Raw genomic sequence first — 21,064 nt, 5'->3', positions numbered from 1 at the left:
ACGGGCGGCCATCCGCTGCCCGTCTTTTACGCCTCCCGCAGCCATTCGCTGTTCAGCGTTTCCGTTTCGCCTAAATAATCCAGCAGCCAGCGCAGCGCTGGCGACGCCTGCTGTTCCGACCAGCTGACGCAGCAGGGGCTATCCGGAAAAGGCGGATCCAGCCTCAGTTCGCACAGCGAGCCGTTTTGCAGCAGCGGTTGCGCAAGATGCCCCGGCACCATGCCGACACACAGCCCGGCCAGCAGGCAATCAAACGCGCTCTCCCAGTCCGGCGCGACCAGCCGTCGCTGATTATCCAGCGTCCAGGTGGTTCTTTTCGGCAGCGCGCGCGAGGTATCTTCCAGCACCAGCGAAGGCCACTCCCGGATCGCCTCCTCGCTAACCTTCTCCCGGTGTTGCGCAAGCGGATGATCCGCCTTCACCACGCAGCGCCAGTTGAGCATTCCCATATTGCGAAAGGCGAAGCGTCCGCCGACCGGAATGGCCTGCGTCGCGCCTATCGCCACGTCAACCCGGCCGTCGGCCAGCGCATCCCATACGCCGTTGAATACCTCCGGTGAAAGATGCAGTTCCATATCGGGAAAATGTCGGTAAAAATCCACCACCAGCTGGCGCGTACGCGCGGTTTTAACAATGCGATCGACGGCAATATTCAGCTGGCCGCGCCAGCCGTTGGCGACCTGCTGACACTGGCGTCGCGTGGCAAGCATTTTTTTGATAACACTCCGCCCTTCCTGAATAAAGACCTCGCCCGCCGCCGTTAAGACCACGTCCCGGTGACGCCGCTCGAACAGCGGCACCGCCAGCCACTCTTCCAGCTGGCGCACGGTATAGCTGATGGCGGACGGAACGCGATGCAGCTCCGCCGCTGCGGCGGTAAAGCTGCCGGTTCGGGCGACCGCATCAATCACCTCAAGCGAGTGTTCTGACCACATATTCTTCCTGCAAAATTTTTGAACGCAAGACGCAAATATTACCGTTTCACAACCGCTATCGCACTCTTTTACACTGCCGTCCGCTATTCACCTGATAAAAAAGAGCAAAATCTCATGCCGTCGAAAGGATTTTTACTTTACCTCGCGCTGCTCAGCGTTGCGGGTTTTCTTGCCACCGATATGTATCTGCCCGCCTTTACGGCGATGCAGCAGGATTTGCAAACCGAAGCGGGCGTCATCAGCGCCAGCCTCAGCCTGTTCCTGGCCGGGTTTGCCAGCGCGCAGCTGTTCTGGGGGCCGCTTTCCGACCGCATTGGCCGCAAGCCGGTGCTGTTGATGGGGCTGGGGCTGTTTGCCGTCAGCTGCGGCGCAATGTGGTGGGCGGAATCCACCACCATGCTGCTGACGCTGCGCTTTTTACAGGCGGTAGGCATTTGCGCCGCCGCCGTCAGCTGGCAGGCGCTGGTAATCGATCGCTATTCCGGCGCGCAGGCCAACCGCGTGTTTGCCACTATTATGCCGCTGGTGGCGCTGTCGCCGGCGCTGGCCCCGCTGCTGGGTGCCTGGCTGCTGAACCACTTTGCCTGGCGGTCGATTTTCCTGGCGCTGCTGCTGCTGGCCCTGATCCTGCTGGTCGCCACGCTTTTTCTGTCGACGCCTGCGCCAAAAGAGCATAAAGAAGAGGCGAAAGTAGGTTTCTTCACGCTGCTGAAGTCACCGATCTGGAGCGGCAACGTGCTGATTTACGCCGCCTGCTCCGCCAGCTTTTTCGCCTGGCTGACCGGTTCGCCATTTATTCTGGCCGAACTGGGCATGTCGCCGGGCGATATCGGCCTTAGCTACGTGCCGCAGACGCTGGCCTTTCTCGCCGGCGGCTACGGCTGTCGGGCGCTGCTGAAGCAGACCGAAGGCGCTTCGCTGCTGCCCTGGCTGCTGACGCTGTATGCCCTCAGCGTGGGCGCGTTTTTCATCGCCGCACAGGTGGAAACGCCTTCGACCTGGGCGCTGCTGCTGCCGTTTTGCGGTATGGCGCTGGCCAACGGCGCTATCTATCCGATTGTGGTGGCGAATGCGCTGCTGCCTTTTCCGCAGGCCAGCGGTAAAGCAGCCGCGCTGCAAAACACGCTGCAGCTTGGTCTCTGCTTCGTCGCCAGCATGATTGTTTCCGGTTTTATTGCTAACCCGCTCGCCACCACGTCGCTGGTCATGCTCAGTACTGTGTTTTTGACAATTATTGGCTATATTTTACAAAGGACGACGTTAGCCAACGCTCCCCTGACCCACGCTCAGAGCCGTCGTTAACTGGCTGAATCTATTTAGTTAGCGTCCTAACGATAAGGCGTTGAATATTGCCTGAGGTGAGCATATACTCAATTTCAGGCAATAATTCATAACAACTTTGTATCATTTTTTTGATTCCTGACAGGGTTGTCCGGGTGTTCTCTTTTGTGGCAGGCGTCACCCTCATTCTGTAGGTTTCAGTTCAATCCTCTGTAACGCCGGATATCAGGCGCACGGCTAAGCGTGCGTTTTCTCAAACCCTGTGGAAATTGATGATTCTTTTTCTCAGGTTTCAATCACGAAGGGTGATGGGGAAGCTATGAGTTCATCGTGTATAGAAGAAGTGAGCCTGGAAGAAAATCAGTGGTATCGAATCGCCCAGGAAATGTTACGCAACGCGGATATCGAAATTAACGGCACCCGTCCCTGGGATATTCAGGTGACCCATCCCGATTTTTTTAAACGCGTGATGCAGGAAGGGTCGCTGGGCCTGGGCGAAAGCTATATGGACGGCTGGTGGGAGTGCGAGCAGCTGGATATGTTTTTTCACCGCGTGCTGCTGGCTAAGCTGGATCAGCAGCTTCCTCGCCATTTTAAAGATACGCTGCGCATCGCCGCCGCGCGCCTCACTAATCTGCAATCCCGCAAGCGCGCCTGGATTGTCGGCAAAGAGCATTATGACCTTGGTAATGACCTTTTTACGCTGATGCTTGACCCCTACATGCAATACTCCTGCGGCTACTGGAAAGAGGCGGAAACGCTGGAGCAGGCGCAGCAGGCTAAATTAAAAATGATCTTCGAGAAACTTCAGCTGGAACCCGGTATGTCGCTGCTTGATATCGGCTGCGGCTGGGGCGGGCTGGCGGCTTATGCGGCGCGGCATTACAACGTCAAGGTGACTGGCGTGACGATCTCCGCCGAGCAGCAGAAGCTGGCGCAGCAACGTGGTGAAGGGCTGGACGTCACCATCCTGCTACAGGATTACCGTGACCTCGATCAGCAGTTTGACCGCATCGTTTCCGTTGGTATGTTTGAGCACGTCGGGCCAAAAAATTACGCCACTTACTTTAACGTGGTCGATCGCAATCTGAAGCCGGACGGCATCTTTTTGCTGCATACCATTGGTGCGAACAAAACGGACGATAATGTCGATCCGTGGATCGATAAATATATTTTCCCTAACGGCTGCCTGCCCTCCGTACGCCATATTGCCGAGGCGCACGAACCGCATTTTGTGATGGAAGACTGGCACAACTTTGGGGCGGATTACGATCTGACGCTGATGGCCTGGCACCAGCGCTTTTTAGCCGCGTGGCCGCAGCTGGCGGATAAATATGGCGAACGCTTTAAGCGCATGTTCAGCTACTACCTTAACGCCTGTGCGGGCGCTTTCCGCGCGCGGGATATTCAGCTCTGGCAGGTGGTCTTTACCCACGGTAAAGAGGGCGGATTGCGGGTGCCGCACTAGCGGACAAGGTCGGCCACTAAGCCGACCTTGTTTATTACTCTTCCGGCTGAATTTCCGCAGCGGCCGCCGCCAGCAGCGCCGCTTCACGCTGCGCCAGCACGCGCTCAACGGTTTCCACAATCGCCTGGGTATGCGGATCGATTTCAATATTCACTCTGTCGCCCAGCCGCTTGCCGCCCAGCGTGGTTCTTGCCAGCGTTTCCGGGATCAGATGCACGCAGAATTTGCTTTTGGTGACTTCGCCAACCGTCAGGCTGATGCCGTCAATCCCAATAAAGCCTTTGTGCAGAATATATTTCATCTGCTCGCTGTCCTGCGGCTTAAACCATATTTCGCGGTTATTTTCAGACGTCAGGATTTTGCAGATTTCGGCGGTAGTCATAATATGACCGGACATTAAATGGCCGCCGATTTCATCGCTGAATTTCGCCGCGCGCTCTACGTTAACAATATCGCCGGGCTTTAAATCCCCCAGGTTGGTAATACGCAGCGTCTCTTTTACCAGGTCAAAACTGACGCGGTTGCCGTCAACCCCGGTCACCGTCAGGCAACAGCCATTGTGAGATACGGAAGCGCCCAGCTCCAGTCCCGGCAGCATATCGTCCGGGCAGGCGGACGATATGCGTGCGAAAATTCGGTTTCTCTTCAATTGCCAACACCTCTGCGGTGCCCTGCACAATACCGGTAAACATAATTATGACCTCGGTGGATTTTTCGCTATTCTTGTCTGATCTTAAAACTATACCAAATAGTCTTTCTCCCTTCAGTTAAAAAACAGGTGTATATGTGCAGAAGTATCTGACCGAGGCGCGTCAATTGCTGGCGCTGGCAATTCCGGTAATTTTTGCGCAGGTTGCGCAAACCGCTATGGGCTTTGTGGATACGGTGATGGCCGGCGACGTCAGCGCAACGGATATGGCTGCCGTTGCGGTCGGCACATCTATCTGGCTGCCCGCCATTCTGTTCGGCCACGGTTTGCTGCTTTCGCTCACGCCGGTTGTGGCGCAGTACAACGGCTCGGGCCGCCGCGATCGTATCGCTTTCCAGGTTCGTCAGGGGTACTGGCTGGCCGCCTTCGCTTCCCTGCTGGTTATGGTTGTGCTGTATAACGCCGGCTATGTTATCCGTTCTATGCAAAATATCGATCCCGTGATGGCGGATAAAGCCGTAGGCTATCTTCATGCGCTGCTGTGGGGAGCGCCGGGTTATCTTTTTTTCCAGACCGCGCGCAACCAGTGCGAAGGCCTCGCCAAAACCAAGCCGGGCATGGTGATGGGTTTTCTCGGGCTGCTGGTGAATATTCCGGTTAACTATATTTTTATCTATGGCCATTTCGGGATGCCCGCGCTTGGCGGCGTCGGCTGCGGCGTGGCGACGGCGTCCGTGTACTGGGTAATGTTTATCGCGATGAAAATATGGGTTTCGCGCGCCTCTTCCATGCGCGATATCCGCCTGGCGGATCGGTTCAGTCCGCCCGATGCGAAAGCGCTTTCCCGCCTCTTTAAACTCGGCCTTCCCGTCGCGCTGGCGCTGTTCTTTGAGGTGACGCTGTTCGCCGTCGTCGCGCTGCTGGTGTCGCCGATGGGCATCGTCGAGGTGGCGGGTCACCAGATAGCGCTGAACTTCAGCTCGCTGATGTTTGTACTGCCGCTTTCTCTTGGCGCAGCCACCACTATCCGCGTGGGTTTCCGGCTTGGTCAGGGCTCGACCGAAGGCGCTCGCGTAGCGGCATGGACGGCGCAGGGCGTGGGCATGTCGCTGTCGCTGCTGACGGCGCTGTTCACGGTGGTGTTTCGCGAGCAAATCGCGCTGCTTTATAATCAGAATCCGGCCGTGGTGGCGCTGGCGGCTCAGCTGATGCTGCTGGCCGCAATTTATCAGTTTTCCGATTCGATTCAGGTTATCGGCAGCGGCATTCTGCGCGGCTATAAAGATACGCGCGCCATCTTTTTTATCACTTTTATCGCTTACTGGGTGCTGGGCCTGCCCAGCGGTTACATTCTGGCATTAACGGACTGGGTGGTGGCGCCGATGGGCCCGGCGGGCTTCTGGACAGGCTTTATTATTGGCCTGACCTCCAGCGCGATTATGATGGTCTGGCGTATTCTGCGGTTGCAGCGCCAGCCTGAAGCGCAGCTGCTGGCACGCGCGGCCCGCTAACATCTTCATTTAAACCGGATGTTTAAAAATGCTGCGCTTCGCACAGTTGCGCAGCAGTCGCACCGAAAATAGCGATTTCTGCTTGCAAGCCGCCAGGGCTGTCGTTAATATTCGTCCCCGCTGTCACTCAGACAGCATGATGCGTTCTTAGCTCAGTTGGTTAGAGCACCACCTTGACATGGTGGGGGTCGGAGGTTCGAGTCCTCTAGAACGCACCACAGTGCGTCCGTAGCTCAGTTGGTTAGAGCACCACCTTGACATGGTGGGGGTCGGTGGTTCGAGTCCACTCGGACGCACCATCTTGCGTTCTTAGCTCAGTTGGTTAGAGCACCACCTTGACATGGTGGGGGTCGGAGGTTCGAGTCCTCTAGAACGCACCATCTTCTGCTTTCTCCCGTCACGTCTTTCCACGCCGCTGTTTTGTGTAATCACTTGTTTCAACGCGCTATTTATCTCCCATAATCTTTCGCTTCGGTCTGCTGATTTTTCCCGTAACGCTTTGCTTCACCGCGCTGCCCTTTCCCGCGCCCGAATGGCTGTTTCTGCGCCCGGCCACCGCCTTTTTTTGCGCAACAATCTGATCTGGTGCAAGCTTTCGCCCGTTCCGGCCTACTTTTTAATTGGTTTTCAATGGGCTGAGTAGCTATAATACGAAACGTTGTTTCACTTGAATGGTTTCAGCGTATGGTTGGCCCTTTAGCAAAAACGATAGCTGGTTGCGCAACCGATCTTTGCGCCTGCGCCAAAACCGCGTTTAAACTTCCTCTGCACGCTTTTTTTCTGTCACCTATCCTTAAGCTGTATCGCAGTTCGCCGCTCGGGCGGTCGCACCCCCAATCACCGGGATTACGCTTTATTTCATCCATCACAACTTAACAGATGACTCGTCATGAAAAAGACCAAGATTGTTTGTACTATCGGTCCAAAAACCGAATCGGAAGAAATGTTGACCAACCTGCTGGACGCGGGCATGAACGTTATGCGTCTGAATTTCTCTCACGGCGATTACGATGAGCACGGTAAGCGTATCGCTAACCTGCGCGCGGTGATGAGCAAAACCGGCAAGCAGGCCGCTATTCTGCTGGACACCAAAGGGCCAGAAATTCGTACCATGAAGCTGGAAGGCGGCGCGGACGTGTCGTTGAAAGCCGGTCAGACCTTTACCTTCACTACCGACCAGTCCGTTATCGGCAACAGCGAGCGCGTGGCGGTGACCTATTCCGGCTTCACTTCCGATCTCTCTATCGGCAACACCGTCCTGGTGGACGATGGCCTGATCGGCATGGAAGTCACCGAAGTGACCGAAAACCACGTGGTTTGTAAGGTACTGAACAACGGCGATCTGGGCGAAAACAAAGGCGTTAACCTGCCTGGCGTTTCTATCCAGCTGCCAGCGCTGGCCGAAAAAGACAAGCGTGACCTGATTTTTGGTTGCGAACAGGGCGTGGATTTTGTTGCCGCCTCCTTTATCCGCAAGCGTTCTGACGTGCTGGAAATTCGCGAGCACCTGAAGCAGAACGGCGGCGAGCATATTCAGATCATCTCTAAAATTGAAAATCAGGAAGGCCTGAACAATTTTGATGAGATCCTGGACGCTTCCGACGGCATCATGGTGGCGCGCGGCGATCTGGGTGTGGAAATCCCGGTTGAAGAAGTGATTTTCGCGCAGAAGATGATGATCAAGAAATGTAACCGCGCACGCAAAGTGGTAATTACCGCTACGCAGATGCTGGACTCGATGATCAAAAACCCACGCCCTACCCGTGCAGAAGCGGGCGACGTGGCTAACGCCATCCTGGACGGCACCGATGCGGTTATGCTCTCTGGCGAAAGCGCCAAGGGTAAATACCCGCTGGAATCCGTCACCATTATGGCTACCATCTGCGAACGTACCGATCGCGTGATGAAAAGCCGTATCGACTCTCAGCATGACAGCCGCAAAATGCGCATCACGGAAGCCGTGTGCCGTGGCGCAGTAGAAACTGCCGAGAAGCTGGAAGCGCCGCTGATCGTGGTGGCAACCGAAGGCGGTAAGTCAGCCAAGTCCGTACGTAAATATTTCCCGAACGCGACTATTCTGGCGTTAACCACCAACGAACAGACCGCGCGTCAGCTGATCCTGAGCAAAGGCATTGTGGCGTCCGTGGTAAAAGAAATCGCTTCTACCGATGATTTTTACCGTATCGGTAAAGAAGCGGCTATCGCCAGCGGCTACGGTCGTAAAGGCGATGTCGTGGTGATGGTTTCTGGCGCACTGGTGCCGAGCGGAACCACGAATACCGCGTCTGTGCACGTTCTGTAATCAAAGATTACGCCTTGTAGTGAAAAAGCGCCCTGAGTGGCGCTTTTTTTACAGCTTAGCTCAAAGGTTTTTCTAAAAATTCCAATCGAGATTAACTATTCAATTGTGCTGTAAGGCGAGATAAGTCCGATTGAAATCGTCTGTTTTCGCTAAATTTTTTGGGCTTTCTCGTAAAGACGGTGCTTCTTTGAGCGAACGATCAAATTTAAGCACGTTCTAACCAAAAATTTATTCTCATTGGAAAAAACTTTGTGTAATACTTGTAACGCTACATGGAGATTAACTCAATCTAGAGGGTATAAATAATGAATCGTACTAAACTGGTACTGGGCGCGGTAATCCTGGGTTCTACTCTGCTGGCCGGTTGCTCAAGCAACGCTAAAATCGACCAGCTGTCTACCGACGTTCAGACTCTGAACGCTAAAGTTGACCAGCTGAGCAACGACGTGAACGCAATCCGTTCTGACGTTCAGGCTGCTAAAGACGACGCAGCACGCGCTAACCAGCGTCTGGACAACCAGGCTCACTCTTACCGTAAGTAAGAGTTCTGGTTTAAAAATGGCGCACATTGTGCGCCATTTTTTTTGCCTGTCGCCTTCACGGCTGCAGAAAGCGTTCCGGGCCGTTTATAACTGTTCCCCGTCCAGCCTCGCTTCGCGGCTGCAGAATACGTTCCCGCCCATTTTTAACTGCCCCCCATTCCAGCCCCGCTTTGCGGCTGCAGAGTGCGTTCCGGGCCCCGCCCCCAGCTCTGGCCATCGCTTTGCGTTAACGCTGAAAGCGCGAAGGCTTCAGAAAGCGTTCCAGCCCTTTTATGGCTTTCTGCCTACTTCCGCCCTCGCTTCACGACGATAATCGCTTAAAGCGCTTCTGGGAGGCTCTCAGACACCGACGTTTCGCCCTTATTCACCAGCACCGGCAATCCCGCACGTCTTTTTAATGCTTCCTTAATAACCTGACGATCGCTCAGCGCGCTGCCTACAAATTTTTTGGTTTGCGCGGTCAGCGCAATCGGCATCGTTTGTGGATCGTCCTTCTCGCTGTGGGACAGCGGCTGATGGACTTCGATATAGCGCTTGCCGTCCGGCTCTGTGGCGTACTTAACGGGCTGATTGATAATCTGCACGCGGGTGCCTTCAGGCACGCTGTTAAACAGGTTTTCGATATCGTCAGGCCGCAGGCGGATACAGCCGGAGCTGACCCGCATCCCAATGCCGAAATCCGCGTTGGTGCCGTGGATCAGATAGTGGCCTTTGCCGTAAGCCAGGCGCAGCGCATACAGCCCCATTGGGTTATCCGGCCCGGCGGGTATGGTCGTTGGCAAGGTTTTGCCTTCCGCCGCGTAGCGCTTGCGGATATTCGGTGTGGGCGTCCAGCTGGGGTTAGGGATCTTCTGACGGATGCGCGTCACCATCGCAGGCGTGTTGGCGCCAAGCTGGCCAATGCCTATCGGGTAAACGACCACCTTATTTTCATCTTTTGGATAATAGTAGAGCCGTAGCTCGGCCACGTTGACCACGATCCCTTCCCTTTTGGTATCGGGCAGCAGCATCTGCGTAGGGATAACCAGTTTCGATCCCGCTTTCGGCAGCCAGGGATCGGTGCCGGGGTTGGCTTCCAGCATCCCTAACAGGCCCGTCTGAAAGTGCGCGGCAATGCTTTCCAGCGAGCGCCCGTCATCCGGCACGGTATAAAGCTGGTTTTCGCCAATTAAACGGCTGTCGGCGGCGGGAAGCGGATAATCGGCCGCACGCGCCAGAGAGAGGAAAAAAAATAACGAAGAGAGGAGTAGAGTTTTCATTTTTATTTCTCGCCAGGTAAACAACACTTCCCGTCATCATGACGGGAAGCCTGTCGAGAAGTGTAGCAACTTAGCGGCTGATACTGTCCTGCGCTTTCTGGCGAATAGCACGGATCATCGCTTCCAGACCCTGCGAGCGCGACGGCGTCAGGTGCTGGGTAAGCGCCAGCTCGCTGAACCACGGCCGCACGTCAAAATCGAGAATTTCCGCCGGGGTCATCTGCTGGTAAAGCACAAACACCAGGGCAATCAACCCTTTAACGATAGCGGCGTCGCTGTCGCCCTGCAGCAGCACGCGGCCCTGCTCGTCCAGTTCCATCACGATCCAGACCTGGCTCTGGCAGCCGGAAATGGTATTCTCCGGCTGGTGCAGCGAGTCCGGCAGCGCAGGCAGTTTCGCGCCCAGTTCAATCACATAGAGATACTTCTCTTCCCAGTTGGCGCAGCGGGAAAAGTTGCGAACCAGTCTCTCTTTATCGGGCAGTGTTGCCATGCAGTTCTCCTTTGCCTGGGCGGTTTAACCGCCCAGCAGCATATGTATACGTGTCAGGCCTGCCGCCAGGCAGTCGACCTCTTCCTCGCTATTATACAAAACAAAGGAAGCACGACACATCGCCGGGACGTCGTAGTGATGCATCAGCGGCATGGCGCAGTGGTGACCGGTACGAATGGCAATACCGTAGCGATCCAGGAAGCTGCCCACGTCATAGGCGTGATGCTTGCCCAGATTAAAGGCGATCACGCCTGCGCGATGCTGCGGGCCGTAAATGACCAGATCCGGCACGGAGGCCAGCTTGTCCATCGCGTAGCGCATCAGCGCCTGCTCGCGCTGCGCAATGTTATCCAGCCCCAGCGCTTCCACCCATTTCAGCGCCGCGCCAAGGCCCATGATGCCGCCGGTATTCGGCGAGCCTGCCTCAAAGCGCCACGGCGCGGCAGCGTAGGTGGTGCCGGCAGTCAGGCTGACGGTGGCGATCATCGATCCGCCTCCTTCCCACGGCGGCATTTGATCCAGCATGGCTTTACGCCCGTACAGGATGCCGATGCCGGAAGGCCCGTATATTTTATGGCCGGAGAACAGATAAAAGTCGCAGTCCAGATCCTGCACGTCGACTTTTGCATGCATCACGGCCTGTGCGCCGTCAATCAGCGTAGCGACGCCTGCGGCTTTCGCCTGCGCCACCAGTTCTTTGACCGGATTGATGGTGCCCAGCACGTTGGAAACGTGCGTGACGGCCAGCATACGGGTGCGGCTATCCATCAGTTTTGGCAGCGCGGCCAGATCCAGCTCGCCGTCGGCCGTCAGAGGGATAAAGCGCACTTCCGCGCCGGTGCGCTCGGCCACCATCTGCCACGGCACGATATTGGCGTGGTGTTCCATCTCGGTAATGATGATGTTGTCGCCGGGCTGCAGCTGGCTGCCGCCCCAGCTGCTGGCAACGAGGTTAATCCCCTCGGTCGTGCCCTTAACAAACACGATTTCCTCTGGCGAAGCGGCGTTAAGGAAACGCGCGGCGTGCGCGCGAACCTCTTCCATCTCCGTGGTCGCTTCGGCGCTCAGGGTGTGAATACCCCGATGCACCGCCGCATAGCCGTGCTCGTAGAAATGGCTTTCCGCATCGATCACCGCCTGCGGTTTCTGCGCGCTGGCGGCGCTGTCAAGGTAGGCCAGCGGCTGGCCATTCACTTCTCGCGCCAGAACAGGAAAATCGGCCCTGACGCGCGTCAGGTCAAAACTCATTTGATGCCTCCGGGGAAGCGCTGTGCGATACGCTGCATCACCGCCTCCTTGAGTACCTCGTCCGTGATGGCTTCGGTAAGCTCGGCGGCAAAGGCGTAGATAATCATGCGCTGAGCAGATTCTTCGCTGATGCCGCGAGCGCGCAGATAGAACATCTGTTCGTCGTCGATACGGCCAATGGTCGCGCCGTGGCTGCACTTCACGTCGTCAGCATAGATTTCCAGCTGCGGCTTGGTGTCTACTTCCGCCAGGCGTCCCAACAGCAGGTTGTTGTTGGTCATCTGGCCATCGGTTTTCAGCGCGTGCTTCGCCACTTCGATCTTGCCGTTGAACACCGCACGGGCTTTGTCACGCACGATGGTTTTATGCAGCTGACGGCTCTGGCAGTAGCCTTTGTTGTGCTCCAGATAGGTTCGGCTGTCGCACACTTCTTTCTCTACCGGCAGCATCAGGCTGTTGATCGACAGCTCGGTACCCTCGCCGTTCAGCTGCGTGCTGGTATTGTGGCGGGCCAGCCCGCTGCCCAGCAGGAAGCTGTGGCTCTGCACGCGCGCATCACGTTCGATCAGCAGATCGTTATGCGCAAAATGGTTGCTGCTTGCGTGCTCGAAAGCCAGCTTGTAGTGCGTCAGTCGCGCATTATTGCCTACGGTCGCGGTAAAGCGAGCGCCGGTAAAGTGCGTGCTTTCATTCAGGCTGACGTAATGCTCGATAATCGTCGCCTCTGCGCCGTCGTCCAGCTGCAGATGGTGACGATAATGCGAGGTGTTCATCTCGTCCTGCGCGCTGCCGCTGCTGATATGCAGCAGGTAAACGGCACGTTCGGCCGATTTGCCGCGCGGCAGATGGATAGTGGTCACCTCTTCCGCCAGGCTTTCCGTCAGGTGCAGGAAAACTTCAGGCTGGATCGGTGCGCTCAGCTCGCGGCGGCCTGCGGCAATCTGAATATCAAACTGATCCCAGCTGCTGTCGCTCAGCTGCGCGTTGAACCGGCCATCGACGAAAACCAGTTTAATCGCGTCGATATTCAGCGCCAGCGCGGCAACGTCCGCTGCGCTCAGCTCGGCGGCCGTCGGCAGCACGAAGTTGTGCGCCAGCAGGCCATCCAGCGGCGTATATTTCCAGTTCTCATGCTTGCGCGTCGGCAGTCCTAAACGCAGCACCTGCTGCCAGTGCTGTTGAGCCTGCAAAGAACGCTGCTCGCCCTGGGTCTCGAACAGGTGATGCCACTGCTGCAGGGCGTTTTCACTATTCCTGTTCGGTAAGCCAGCCATAGCCTTGCTCCTCCAGTTGTTTCACCAGCGAGAAATCGCCTGATTTCACGATTTTTCCCTGATAGAGCACGTGCACAAAGTCAGGCTTGATGTAGTCCAGGATACGCTGGTAGTGCGTGACGATAATAAAAGCGCGCTTGCCGTCACGCAGCGTGTTCACGCCGTTTGAAACGATTTTCAGCGCATCGATATCCAGACCGGAGTCGGTTTCGTCAAGGATGCAAAGCTCCGGCTCCAGCGCCGCCATTTGCAAAATGTCGTTGCGTTTTTTCTCGCCGCCGGAGAAGCCGACGTTGACTGAACGGGTCAGCAGATCTTCCGGCATTTTCAGCAGGTGAATTTTGTCTTCGATAAAGTCCTGGAAGTCGAAACGATCCAGCGATTCCTGGTCGCGATATTTACGCACGGCGTTGACTGCCGTTTGCAGGAAAAACTGGTTGCTGACGCCAGGGATTTCCACAGGGTACTGGAAAGCCATAAAGATGCCTTCGCCCGCGCGATCTTCCGGCGACAGCTCCAGCAGATCTTTGCCTTTGAACTCAATGGAGCCGCCGGTGATTTCATACTCTTCGCGGCCCGCCAGCGTCGCGGAAAGCGTACTTTTCCCTGAGCCGTTCGGCCCCATAATCGCGTGGACTTCGCCCGGCTTCACCTCAAGGTTCAGGCCGCGCAGGATCTCTTTGTCTTCGATACTTACCTGTAAATCTTTAATGCTTAACATAATCTTTCCTGGGCAATACCTCTCGGCATTGCGCAAAATGAATAAGCAGCGGGGATCAGCCCACGCTGTGTTCGAGGCTGATCGCCAGCAGTTTTTGCGCTTCCACCGCAAATTCCAGCGGCAGCTCGGAGAAAACGTCCTTGCAGAAGCCGTTGACGATCATGGAGATCGCATCGTCTTCGCTGATGCCGCGCTGCAGGCAGTAGAACAGCTGATCTTCGCCAATGCGCGAGGTCGTCGCCTCGTGTTCCAGCTGCGCGGTGTTGTTGCGCGCTTCCACATATGGGAAGGTGTGCGCGCCACACTCGGCGCCAATCAGCATGGAGTCGCACTGCGTAAAGTTACGGGCATTGGTCGCCGTCGGCATAATTTTTACCAGGCCACGATAGGTGTTCTGGCTTTTACCCGCCGAAATCCCCTTGGAGATAATGGTGGATTTGGTGTTTTTGCCGATATGGATCATCTTGGTGCCGGTATCGGCCTGCTGATGTCCGCTGGTCAGCGCCACCGAGAAGAACTCGCCCACGGAGTTATCGCCGCGCAGGATCACGCTTGGATATTTCCAGGTGATCGCCGAGCCGGTTTCCGACTGCGTCCAGGACATCTTGCTGTTTTCGCCTTCGCACAGCGCGCGCTTGGTCACGAAGTTCAGGATGCCGCCTTCCGCTTCGCCGCCGGCGAACCAGTTCTGCACGGTAGAATATTTTACTTCCGCATCTTTATGGATGATGACTTCCACCACCGCCGCGTGCAGCTGATAGCTGTCGCGCACCGGCGCGGAGCAGCCTTCGATATAGCTGACGTAGCTGCCTTCATCGGCAATCAGAATGGTGCGCTCGAACTGGCCGGTTTTCGCCGCGTTGATGCGGAAATAGGTGGACAGCTCCATTGGGCAGCGTACCCCTTTCGGGATGTAAACGAAGGTGCCGTCTGACGCTACCGCCGAGTTCAGCGCCGCGAAGAAGTTATCGTTGGCCGGCACCACGGTGCCCAGATACTGTTTTACCAGCTCAGGGTGATCGTGGATCGCTTCGCCAAAGGAACAGAAAATAATGCCCTGCTCCGCCAGCTTGCCGCGATAGGTGGTTGACACCGACACGGAGTCGAAAATGGCGTCTACGGCCACTTCCTGCCCTTCGCGTACCGGCACGCCCAGCTGTTTAAAGGCGTTTTCCACTTCTTCCGTCAGGTAGTTCGGCGCCGCGGCGCCGGAAGTCTGCTGTGCGCCAGGCTCTGAGGCGCAGCTGTCATCGCAGCTGCCGCAGGACGGTGCGGAATAGTAGCTGTAATCCTGATAGTTCAGTGACTTATAGTTAGCTTTCAGCCAGTGTGGCTCTTCCATCTCCAGCCAGGCCGCGTAGGCTTTCAGGCGGAAATCAAGCATCCACTCCGGCTCATTGCGTTTAGCAGAGATCGCACGCACCACATCCTCATTGATGCCGTTGGCGAACTCCTCGGTTTGCAGCTGAGTGAAGAATCCTTCCTTGTACTTCTGGCGGCTTCCTTCCCAGACCTGCACGTCGTCTGATGTATCAGTATTTCGGGACATAAAATTTACTCAACGCCAAAGCTCTCACCACAGCCACAGGCGTGTTGAGCTTTAGGATTATTAAATTTGAAAATCTGGTTCAGGCCTTCACGAACGAAATCGACTTCGGTTCCGTCGATAAAAGGCATAGCCTGCAGCGGCACATAAAGATTCGCGCCGTTATGGGTAAACACTAAATCATCTGACGCAGGCTCTTTAATCAAATCCATGGTGTAGCCGAATCCGGCGCAGCCGGACGTCTTAACGCCCAGCTTTAAACCCTTAACGTGCGGGTCGCTGGCGGACAGCGCGATGATTTGCTGTGCGGCGCTGTCGGTAAGCGTCAGTCCTTTCCAGACGAAATCGTCCGGCGAAAAAGAAGCGGTCGTTGCTGATGGCATAACATTACCTCGCGAGTCGGTAGCCCTGCGGGCTGATACCCCTATGTTAGTGATAATGATTGTCTCTTCAACCTCTTGTTTTGCAGGGATTAAGGCCAACCGGGCTTTTTTGGGCCTCTTTATTCAGTTTAGACCCTGTGAAGAGGTTTGCGATGTGTGTCACGCAGTGATTTAACGAAATGGTAACACATTGAAAAGCAGCCAGTAAATATCAGCCGCGCTGCGCTAAGCAGGAATAATGGTTATTTTACCCCTTTCATCCTTAACGCGTATTGTTATTACCAATTTATCTGAGAGGCAGCATAAATCGATAAAAATTTTTTGCGCCAGCGTTGAATAATGCGCCAGTTATAATATGATAATGATTATCATTAGCGTGAATGGGTCCCGGAATGAATCTGACGATGAGTGCCTGGCTGCAACATAAAATTGATGAATACAAGTTTTCCATCCGGGATATCACCGTTGATTACACTATGGCGCAGGCCAAAGTGAATCGGCCTGAATGCACCCTGGAACAGCTGCGTAAGTTTAACGATACCTGTCTTGATATGGCCGAGCTCTGCCAGCTAAACGGCGATGACCAGAGCTATCTGCACGCGCTCGGCAGGCTGCATCAACGTCTGTTGCAGGAATTGGGCAATCCCGAGCGGGAACGCCTCTTCCGTATGCAAGCCTGGCAGCTGGCGCGCCACTCGCTTACCCGTCTGTGCCATCAGCTCGCGCTGAGCGGCGAATGGGATAAGGCGACCGCGCTGCAAAATGAGTTTGTGCGCAAAGCCTCGCGAATTATGTAGCTCGCCGCCAGAACAGACCATTATACCCTGGCGGCGTGAAGATATCTGCTCTGGCATCACCGAACGCTGCTTACAGCAGCTCCAGCAGCGCCTGTAAAGGATGCCGCATGCCGTTACCCTCGAGGCGTTTCACCTGGCTGCGGCACGAATAGCCGGTCGCCAGGCAGCGCTGGCGCGGCAGTTTTTGCAGCGCCTGATGCCATGACAGCTCATAAATACCCAGCGAGTTAGCCAGATTTTTTGTTTCATGCCCGTACGTGCCCGCCATACCGCAGCAGCCTACGCTGACGTTTTCCAGTTTTGCGCCAAAGCGCGCGAATATCCCTGCCCACTGCTGGCTGGATGCGGGTAGCGCAGTGACTTCCGTACAGTGGCCGAACAGATACCAGGCTTCGCCGCTTTGCGGGACGGGCTGGCGCGCCGGCAGCGCATTTTGCAGCCATTCATGCACCAGCTGCACGTGGAAGTCGCCGCGTTTTTCGCCAAGGATCTCTTTGTATTCGTCGCGGTAGCAAAGCACCAGCGCCGGATCGACGCCGACCATCGGCAGCTGGAGTTTCGCCACGCGATTAAGAAAATCCGCCGTTTTCTGCGCGGTTCTGGCGAAGCGCTGTAAAAAGCCTTTGATATGCTGCGCCTTGCCGTTGGGCGAGAAAGGCAGCACCACCGGCCGATAGCCAAGCTTCTCCACCAGCGTCACAAAATCGCTGACCAGCCTGGCTTCGTAGTAGCTGGTAAAGGGATCCTGCACGATCAGCACATGCTGCGCGCGCTGCGTTTCGCTCATTGCCTCAAGCTGCTCCAGGGTGGTGGTTACCGCCCGCTGCCCGGCCAGCTGCTGCTTCAGATTGGGCGAGGAAAGCAGCGGCAGATCGACCATGCCGATATGATCCTTACTCAGCTTGCGCACCCGCGGCTGGCGTAAAAAGAAGTTAAAGAAGGTGGGCGCTTTTGCCATCAGCGGCGCGTAGCTTTCCACGCCGGCGACCAGGTGATCGCTGACCGGACGCAGATAGCGGGTGTGGTAAAGCTGCAGGAAACGGGAACGGAAGCCGGGCACGTCGATTTTTATCGGACACTGCGTGGAACAGGCTTTACAGGCCAGACAGCCCGACATCGCCTCTTTCACCTCGTGCGAGAAATCATATTCGCCGCGCTTCGCGTGCCAGCTGTTGCGGGTGCGCTCGATCATGCCGCGCAGGCTGACTTTCGCCTGGGGCAGCGAGCGTTCCAGCGCCAGCGGATCGACGCCCTGCTCCGCCAGCAGCCGCAGCCATTCGCGGGTCAGCGTGGCGCGGCCTTTCGGCGAGTGAATACGATTGCCGGTGATTTTCATCGACGGACACATCGGGCTGCGCACGTCAAAATTAAAACACAGACCGTTGCCGTTGCACTCCATCGCGCCGCGCCAGTCGCTGCGCACGTTGACCGGAATTTGACGATCGAAGGTGCCGCGCTTTACCGCATCCACTTTCATCATCGGCTCGTCAACGCCCAGGGGCGCGCAAATTTTCCCCGGATTAAGCCGGTTATCGGCATCGAAGGCCGCCTTGATGCGGCGCAGATCGTTATATAACGCTTCGCCAAAAAACGCCGGGCTGTATTCGGCGCGAAAGCCTTTACCGTGTTCACCCCACAGCAGGCCGCCGTAGCGTGCCGTCAGCGCCACCACCTCGTCAGAGATCTGCTTCATCAGCATTTCCTGCTGTGGATCGCACATATCCAGCGCGGGGCGCACGTGCAGCACGCCCGCATCGACATGGCCAAACATGCCGTAGCTCAGGTTGTGGCTGTCCAGCAGCTGGCGGAACTCGACGATATAGTCCGCCAGATGCTGCGGCGGCACACAGGTATCTTCGACGAAAGGGATCGGTTTGGCGCGGCCTTTGGCGTTGCCGAGCAGCCCGACCGCTTTTTTACGCATGGCGTAAATGCGCTCAATACCGCCAATATCGTTGCACAGCTGATAGCCGATAATGCCCGCCTCGCCGGCCGCCATCAGGCTTTCCAGCCGCTGGCAAAGTGAGGCGACCTGACCGTCGATCAGCGCCTTATCGTCTCCGGCGAACTCAACAATATTCAGCCCCAGCATTTCCTGGTCCGGCACGTCGGCGATCAGCTCGCTGACCGAATGCCAGACGATATCTTCCCGTGCCAGGTTCAGCACCTTTGAATCAACCGTTTCAACCGACAGCGCCTGCGCCTCCACCATAAAAGGTGCGCTGCGCAGCGCCGAGTCGAAGGAATCATATTTGATATTGACCAGCCGTCGCACTTTGGGGATAGGCATGATGTTCAGGCGGGCTTCGGTAATAAAAGCCAGCGTGCCTTCTGCGCCGCATAGCAGACGGGTTAAATCCACCTGCTGCAAATCGTCGCTGATGGCGTGGCGCAGATCGTAGCCGGTCAAAAAGCGGTTGAGCTTTGGAAACTTCTCAACAATAAGGTCACGGCGATTGCGGCAGCATTCCAGTACCGTGCGATAGATTTCGCCCTCGCGCGTTTGCTCTGCCGCCAGCTGCTCCGCCACGCCTGTCGGGATCGCCCGCGTATCCAGCAAGTCGCCGCCCAGCAGCACTGCGCGCAGCCCTAAAACGTGATCGGAGGTTTTGCCATAAACCAGCGAGCCTTGCCCTGACGCATCGGTATTGATCATGCCGCCAAGCGTGGCGCGGTTGCTGGTGGAGAGTTCCGGCGAGAAGAAGTAGCCCAGCGGTTTCAGGGCGGCGTTGAGCTGGTCTTTGATCACCCCCGCCTCTACTTTTACCCATCCCTGCTCCACATTAATGTCCAGAATGCGGTTCATATAGCGGGACATATCGACCACAATGCCCTGATTCAGCGCCTGGCCGTTGGTGCCGGTGCCGCCGCCGCGCGGCGTAAAGACCAGGCTTCGATAGCGCTCTTCGCCCGCCAGACGAGCAATCAGCGCAACATCGGCCGTGGATCGGGGGAACAGCGCCGCATCGGGCAACAGCTGATAGATGCTGTTATCGGTGGACAGGGTAAGACGGTCGGCATAGCTGGTAGCGGTATCACCGGTAAAACCCTGCTGCTCTAACGCCTGCAAAAAATTCAGCACCAGTTGAACGAGGCCCGGCGCCTGAGAAATCTGTGGGATCATTATCGTGTGACCAGGTTGTGTTTGAGGTGTAACGTTTGCTCTTTCTTATGGTTTTATCACATTTTTTTATGACCTGTCGCCCTTTCAAAACCCCAGCGAAAAGAATAACGTGCCGTTTGTGTGGAAAATGCGTTTAATACATCAGGAGCGGAATGTCCGCTCCCGCTTTCCGGCCTTTCTGACGACTTTATTACTTGAGGTTAATGGTCATACATGAAGAACACGCAAAACGGATGGGATATGCTGCAAATCATCTTCTCCATCCTGTTTATTACGCTGCTGATCGTCGCCTGTCTGTGGGTGGTTCAGCCCTTTGTGCTGGGATTCGCCTGGGCGAGCATGGTGGTGATCGCCACCTGGCCTTTGATGCTGAAAATCCAGGGCTGGCTGTGGGGGCGCCGTTCACTGGCGGTGATCGCCATGACGCTGCTGTTGGTGCTGCTGTTTGTTATCCCCGTCGCGCTGCTGGTTAACAGCCTGATTGAGAACAGCGGGCCGGTAATCGCCTGGGCGACCTCGGGGCATGTGATGCTGCCGCAGATGCTGTGGCTACACGACATTCCGCTGGTGGGCAAAAAGCTCTATTCCGCCTGGCGTCATCTGGTGGCGGGCGGCGGCACGGCGATGGTGGCCAGCGTTCAGCCCTATATCGGGCGCACCAGCATCTTTTTATTCGCGCAGGCCGGACACTTTGGCCGCTTTATGCTGCATCTGGGACTGATGCTGCTGTTCAGCGTGCTGCTTTACTGGCGCGGTGAGCAGGTGGGTAACGGCATTCGCCACTTTGCCTATCGGCTGGCCCATCGTCGCGGCGACGCGGCGGTGCTGCTTGCCGGTCAGGCCATCCGCGCCGTGGCGCTTGGCGTGGTGGTTACCGCGCTGGTGCAGGGCGTATTAGGCGGTATCGGCCTGGCCATTTCCGGCATTCCTTACGCTACGGTACTGACGGTAGTGATGATCCTCTCCTGCCTGGTGCAGCTGGGGCCGCTGGTCGTGTTGATCCCCGCTATCATCTGGCTCTACTGGAGCGGCGACACCACCTGGGGCACCGTCCTGCTGATCTGGAGCTGCGTGGTGGGCACGCTGGATAACGTGCTGCGGCCAGTGCTTATCAGAATGGGTGCTGATTTGCCGATGATTTTGATCCTTTCCGGCGTGATCGGCGGGCTGGTGGCGTTCGGCATGATCGGCCTCTTTATTGGCCCGGTAGTGCTGGCAGTCTCTTATCGACTGGTATCGGTCTGGATGCATGAAGAACCCGCGCCCAGAGACGATCCTGAAGAGGTCGTTGAAGAACTTGCTGAAATAGAACAGGAAAATTCAGTTAAGCAATAACTTTAAGGCGGTTAGCATGCCTGACCGCCTTAATGCTTTAAAACCAGCTATTACTTTAAAAGGCGCATTTGTTAAGCAACTTTTACCATTACCCGCCGGTTTTTCGCCCTTCCCGTCTCACTTACCGGCAATTGATTAATATAAGTACACATATCGCCCCTTACGCCTGCAATTTCAGTGATTAAATATTATCGTC

At 56.2% G+C, this 21,064-nt stretch carries 17 protein-coding genes, 3 tRNA genes and 1 pseudogene; 11 read left to right on the top strand and 10 right to left on the bottom strand.

Going from position 1 to position 21,064, the window contains the following annotated elements:
- Window positions 1-26: 26 nt before the first annotated feature.
- Window positions 27-935 carry a DNA-binding transcriptional activator PunR gene (gene punR / locus ACVWZ0_RS09930; protein ID WP_253454441.1) on the bottom strand — a complete coding sequence of 303 codons (909 nt, stop codon included), beginning with the start codon at window positions 933-935 and terminating at the stop codon, window positions 27-29.
- 114 nt (window positions 936-1,049) lie between these two features.
- On the opposite strand from punR, the gene punC reads away from it, so the two are divergent.
- Complete coding sequence (punC, locus tag ACVWZ0_RS09925; protein ID WP_253454442.1) at window positions 1,050-2,237, top strand: purine nucleoside transporter PunC; 1,188 nt, start codon at window positions 1,050-1,052, stop codon at window positions 2,235-2,237.
- A 298-nt stretch (window positions 2,238-2,535) separates the two neighbouring features.
- Window positions 2,536-3,684, top strand: coding sequence for a cyclopropane fatty acyl phospholipid synthase (gene cfa / locus ACVWZ0_RS09920; RefSeq protein ID WP_253454443.1), 1,149 nt, complete (start codon window positions 2,536-2,538; stop codon window positions 3,682-3,684).
- Window positions 3,685-3,718: 34 nt separating this feature from the next.
- On the opposite strand, the pseudogene ACVWZ0_RS09915 reads toward cfa, so the two are convergent.
- Window positions 3,719-4,376, bottom strand: a pseudogene (locus tag ACVWZ0_RS09915) (riboflavin synthase subunit alpha).
- 94 nt (window positions 4,377-4,470) lie between these two features.
- Between ACVWZ0_RS09915 and ACVWZ0_RS09910 the strand changes: the two are divergent.
- The 6 genes from ACVWZ0_RS09910 (at window position 4,471) to ACVWZ0_RS09885 (ending at window position 8,688) form a co-directional block, all read left to right on the top strand.
- On the top strand, window positions 4,471-5,844 hold the full coding sequence (locus ACVWZ0_RS09910) for an MATE family efflux transporter (RefSeq protein WP_253454445.1): 1,374 nt from the start codon (window positions 4,471-4,473) through the stop codon (window positions 5,842-5,844).
- A gap of 141 nt (window positions 5,845-5,985) precedes the next feature.
- Window positions 5,986-6,062: transfer RNA gene (locus ACVWZ0_RS09905), tRNA-Val, on the top strand.
- Window positions 6,063-6,066: 4 nt separating this feature from the next.
- A tRNA-Val gene (locus ACVWZ0_RS09900) sits at window positions 6,067-6,143 on the top strand.
- 4 nt (window positions 6,144-6,147) lie between these two features.
- Window positions 6,148-6,224 (top strand) — tRNA-Val (locus ACVWZ0_RS09895).
- Between the two features lie 509 nt (window positions 6,225-6,733).
- A complete protein-coding gene (pykF, locus tag ACVWZ0_RS09890) occupies window positions 6,734-8,146 on the top strand; it encodes a pyruvate kinase PykF (RefSeq protein WP_125289780.1) in 1,413 nt (470 codons plus the stop codon).
- A 305-nt stretch (window positions 8,147-8,451) separates the two neighbouring features.
- Window positions 8,452-8,688, top strand: a complete 237-nt coding sequence (locus tag ACVWZ0_RS09885) for a major outer membrane lipoprotein (protein WP_016169824.1) — start codon at window positions 8,452-8,454, stop codon at window positions 8,686-8,688.
- Between the two features lie 317 nt (window positions 8,689-9,005).
- Here the strand turns inward: ACVWZ0_RS09885 and ACVWZ0_RS09880 are convergent, their stop codons facing one another.
- The 7 genes from ACVWZ0_RS09880 to sufA all read right to left on the bottom strand — a co-directional run bounded on the left by ACVWZ0_RS09880 (window position 9,006) and on the right by sufA (window position 15,612).
- Complete coding sequence (locus tag ACVWZ0_RS09880) at window positions 9,006-9,947, bottom strand: L,D-transpeptidase family protein (RefSeq protein ID WP_253454446.1); 942 nt, start codon at window positions 9,945-9,947, stop codon at window positions 9,006-9,008.
- A gap of 70 nt (window positions 9,948-10,017) precedes the next feature.
- Window positions 10,018-10,440 (bottom strand): cysteine desulfuration protein SufE, encoded by a 423-nt coding sequence (gene sufE, locus ACVWZ0_RS09875; RefSeq protein WP_253454447.1) that lies wholly within the window; start codon window positions 10,438-10,440, stop codon window positions 10,018-10,020.
- A gap of 24 nt (window positions 10,441-10,464) precedes the next feature.
- Window positions 10,465-11,688 carry a cysteine desulfurase SufS gene (gene sufS, locus ACVWZ0_RS09870; protein WP_253454448.1) on the bottom strand — a complete coding sequence of 408 codons (1,224 nt, stop codon included), beginning with the start codon at window positions 11,686-11,688 and terminating at the stop codon, window positions 10,465-10,467.
- Window positions 11,685-12,962, bottom strand: a complete 1,278-nt coding sequence (sufD, locus tag ACVWZ0_RS09865; protein WP_253454449.1) for a Fe-S cluster assembly protein SufD — start codon at window positions 12,960-12,962, stop codon at window positions 11,685-11,687. The genes sufS and sufD overlap by 4 nt, the downstream gene beginning before the upstream one ends.
- Window positions 12,937-13,683 carry a Fe-S cluster assembly ATPase SufC gene (gene sufC, locus ACVWZ0_RS09860; protein WP_125289775.1) on the bottom strand — a complete coding sequence of 249 codons (747 nt, stop codon included), beginning with the start codon at window positions 13,681-13,683 and terminating at the stop codon, window positions 12,937-12,939. Before sufC ends, sufD begins: the two co-directional genes overlap by 26 nt.
- Window positions 13,684-13,738: 55 nt before the next feature.
- Window positions 13,739-15,232, bottom strand: coding sequence for a Fe-S cluster assembly protein SufB (gene sufB, locus ACVWZ0_RS09855; RefSeq protein ID WP_125289774.1), 1,494 nt, complete (start codon window positions 15,230-15,232; stop codon window positions 13,739-13,741).
- A 5-nt stretch (window positions 15,233-15,237) separates the two neighbouring features.
- Window positions 15,238-15,612, bottom strand: coding sequence for a Fe-S cluster assembly scaffold SufA (sufA, locus tag ACVWZ0_RS09850; RefSeq protein WP_125289773.1), 375 nt, complete (start codon window positions 15,610-15,612; stop codon window positions 15,238-15,240).
- Between the two features lie 392 nt (window positions 15,613-16,004).
- Between sufA and ACVWZ0_RS09845 the strand changes: the two genes are divergently transcribed.
- On the top strand, window positions 16,005-16,409 hold the full coding sequence (locus ACVWZ0_RS09845) for a hypothetical protein (RefSeq protein ID WP_253454450.1): 405 nt from the start codon (window positions 16,005-16,007) through the stop codon (window positions 16,407-16,409).
- 70 nt (window positions 16,410-16,479) lie between these two features.
- Here the strand turns inward: ACVWZ0_RS09845 and ydiJ are convergent, their stop codons facing one another.
- Window positions 16,480-19,533: a D-2-hydroxyglutarate dehydrogenase YdiJ gene (ydiJ, locus tag ACVWZ0_RS09840; protein ID WP_253454451.1), complete on the bottom strand. Its 3,054-nt coding sequence runs from the start codon at window positions 19,531-19,533 to the stop codon at window positions 16,480-16,482.
- Window positions 19,534-19,746: 213 nt separating this feature from the next.
- Here ydiJ and ydiK point away from each other — a divergent pair, with 213 nt between their 5' ends.
- A complete protein-coding gene (gene ydiK / locus ACVWZ0_RS09835; protein ID WP_253454452.1) occupies window positions 19,747-20,868 on the top strand; it encodes an AI-2E family transporter YdiK in 1,122 nt (373 codons plus the stop codon).
- Between the two features lie 16 nt (window positions 20,869-20,884).
- A complete protein-coding gene (locus ACVWZ0_RS09830; protein WP_301289515.1) occupies window positions 20,885-21,007 on the top strand; it encodes a hypothetical protein in 123 nt (40 codons plus the stop codon).
- Window positions 21,008-21,064 lie beyond the last annotated feature (57 nt).

This window comes from Erwinia sp. TECH1 (genome assembly GCF_054057575.1).
The sequence above is the reverse complement of the archived record's forward strand: the minus strand, read 5'-3'. Positions and strand labels throughout refer to the sequence as shown.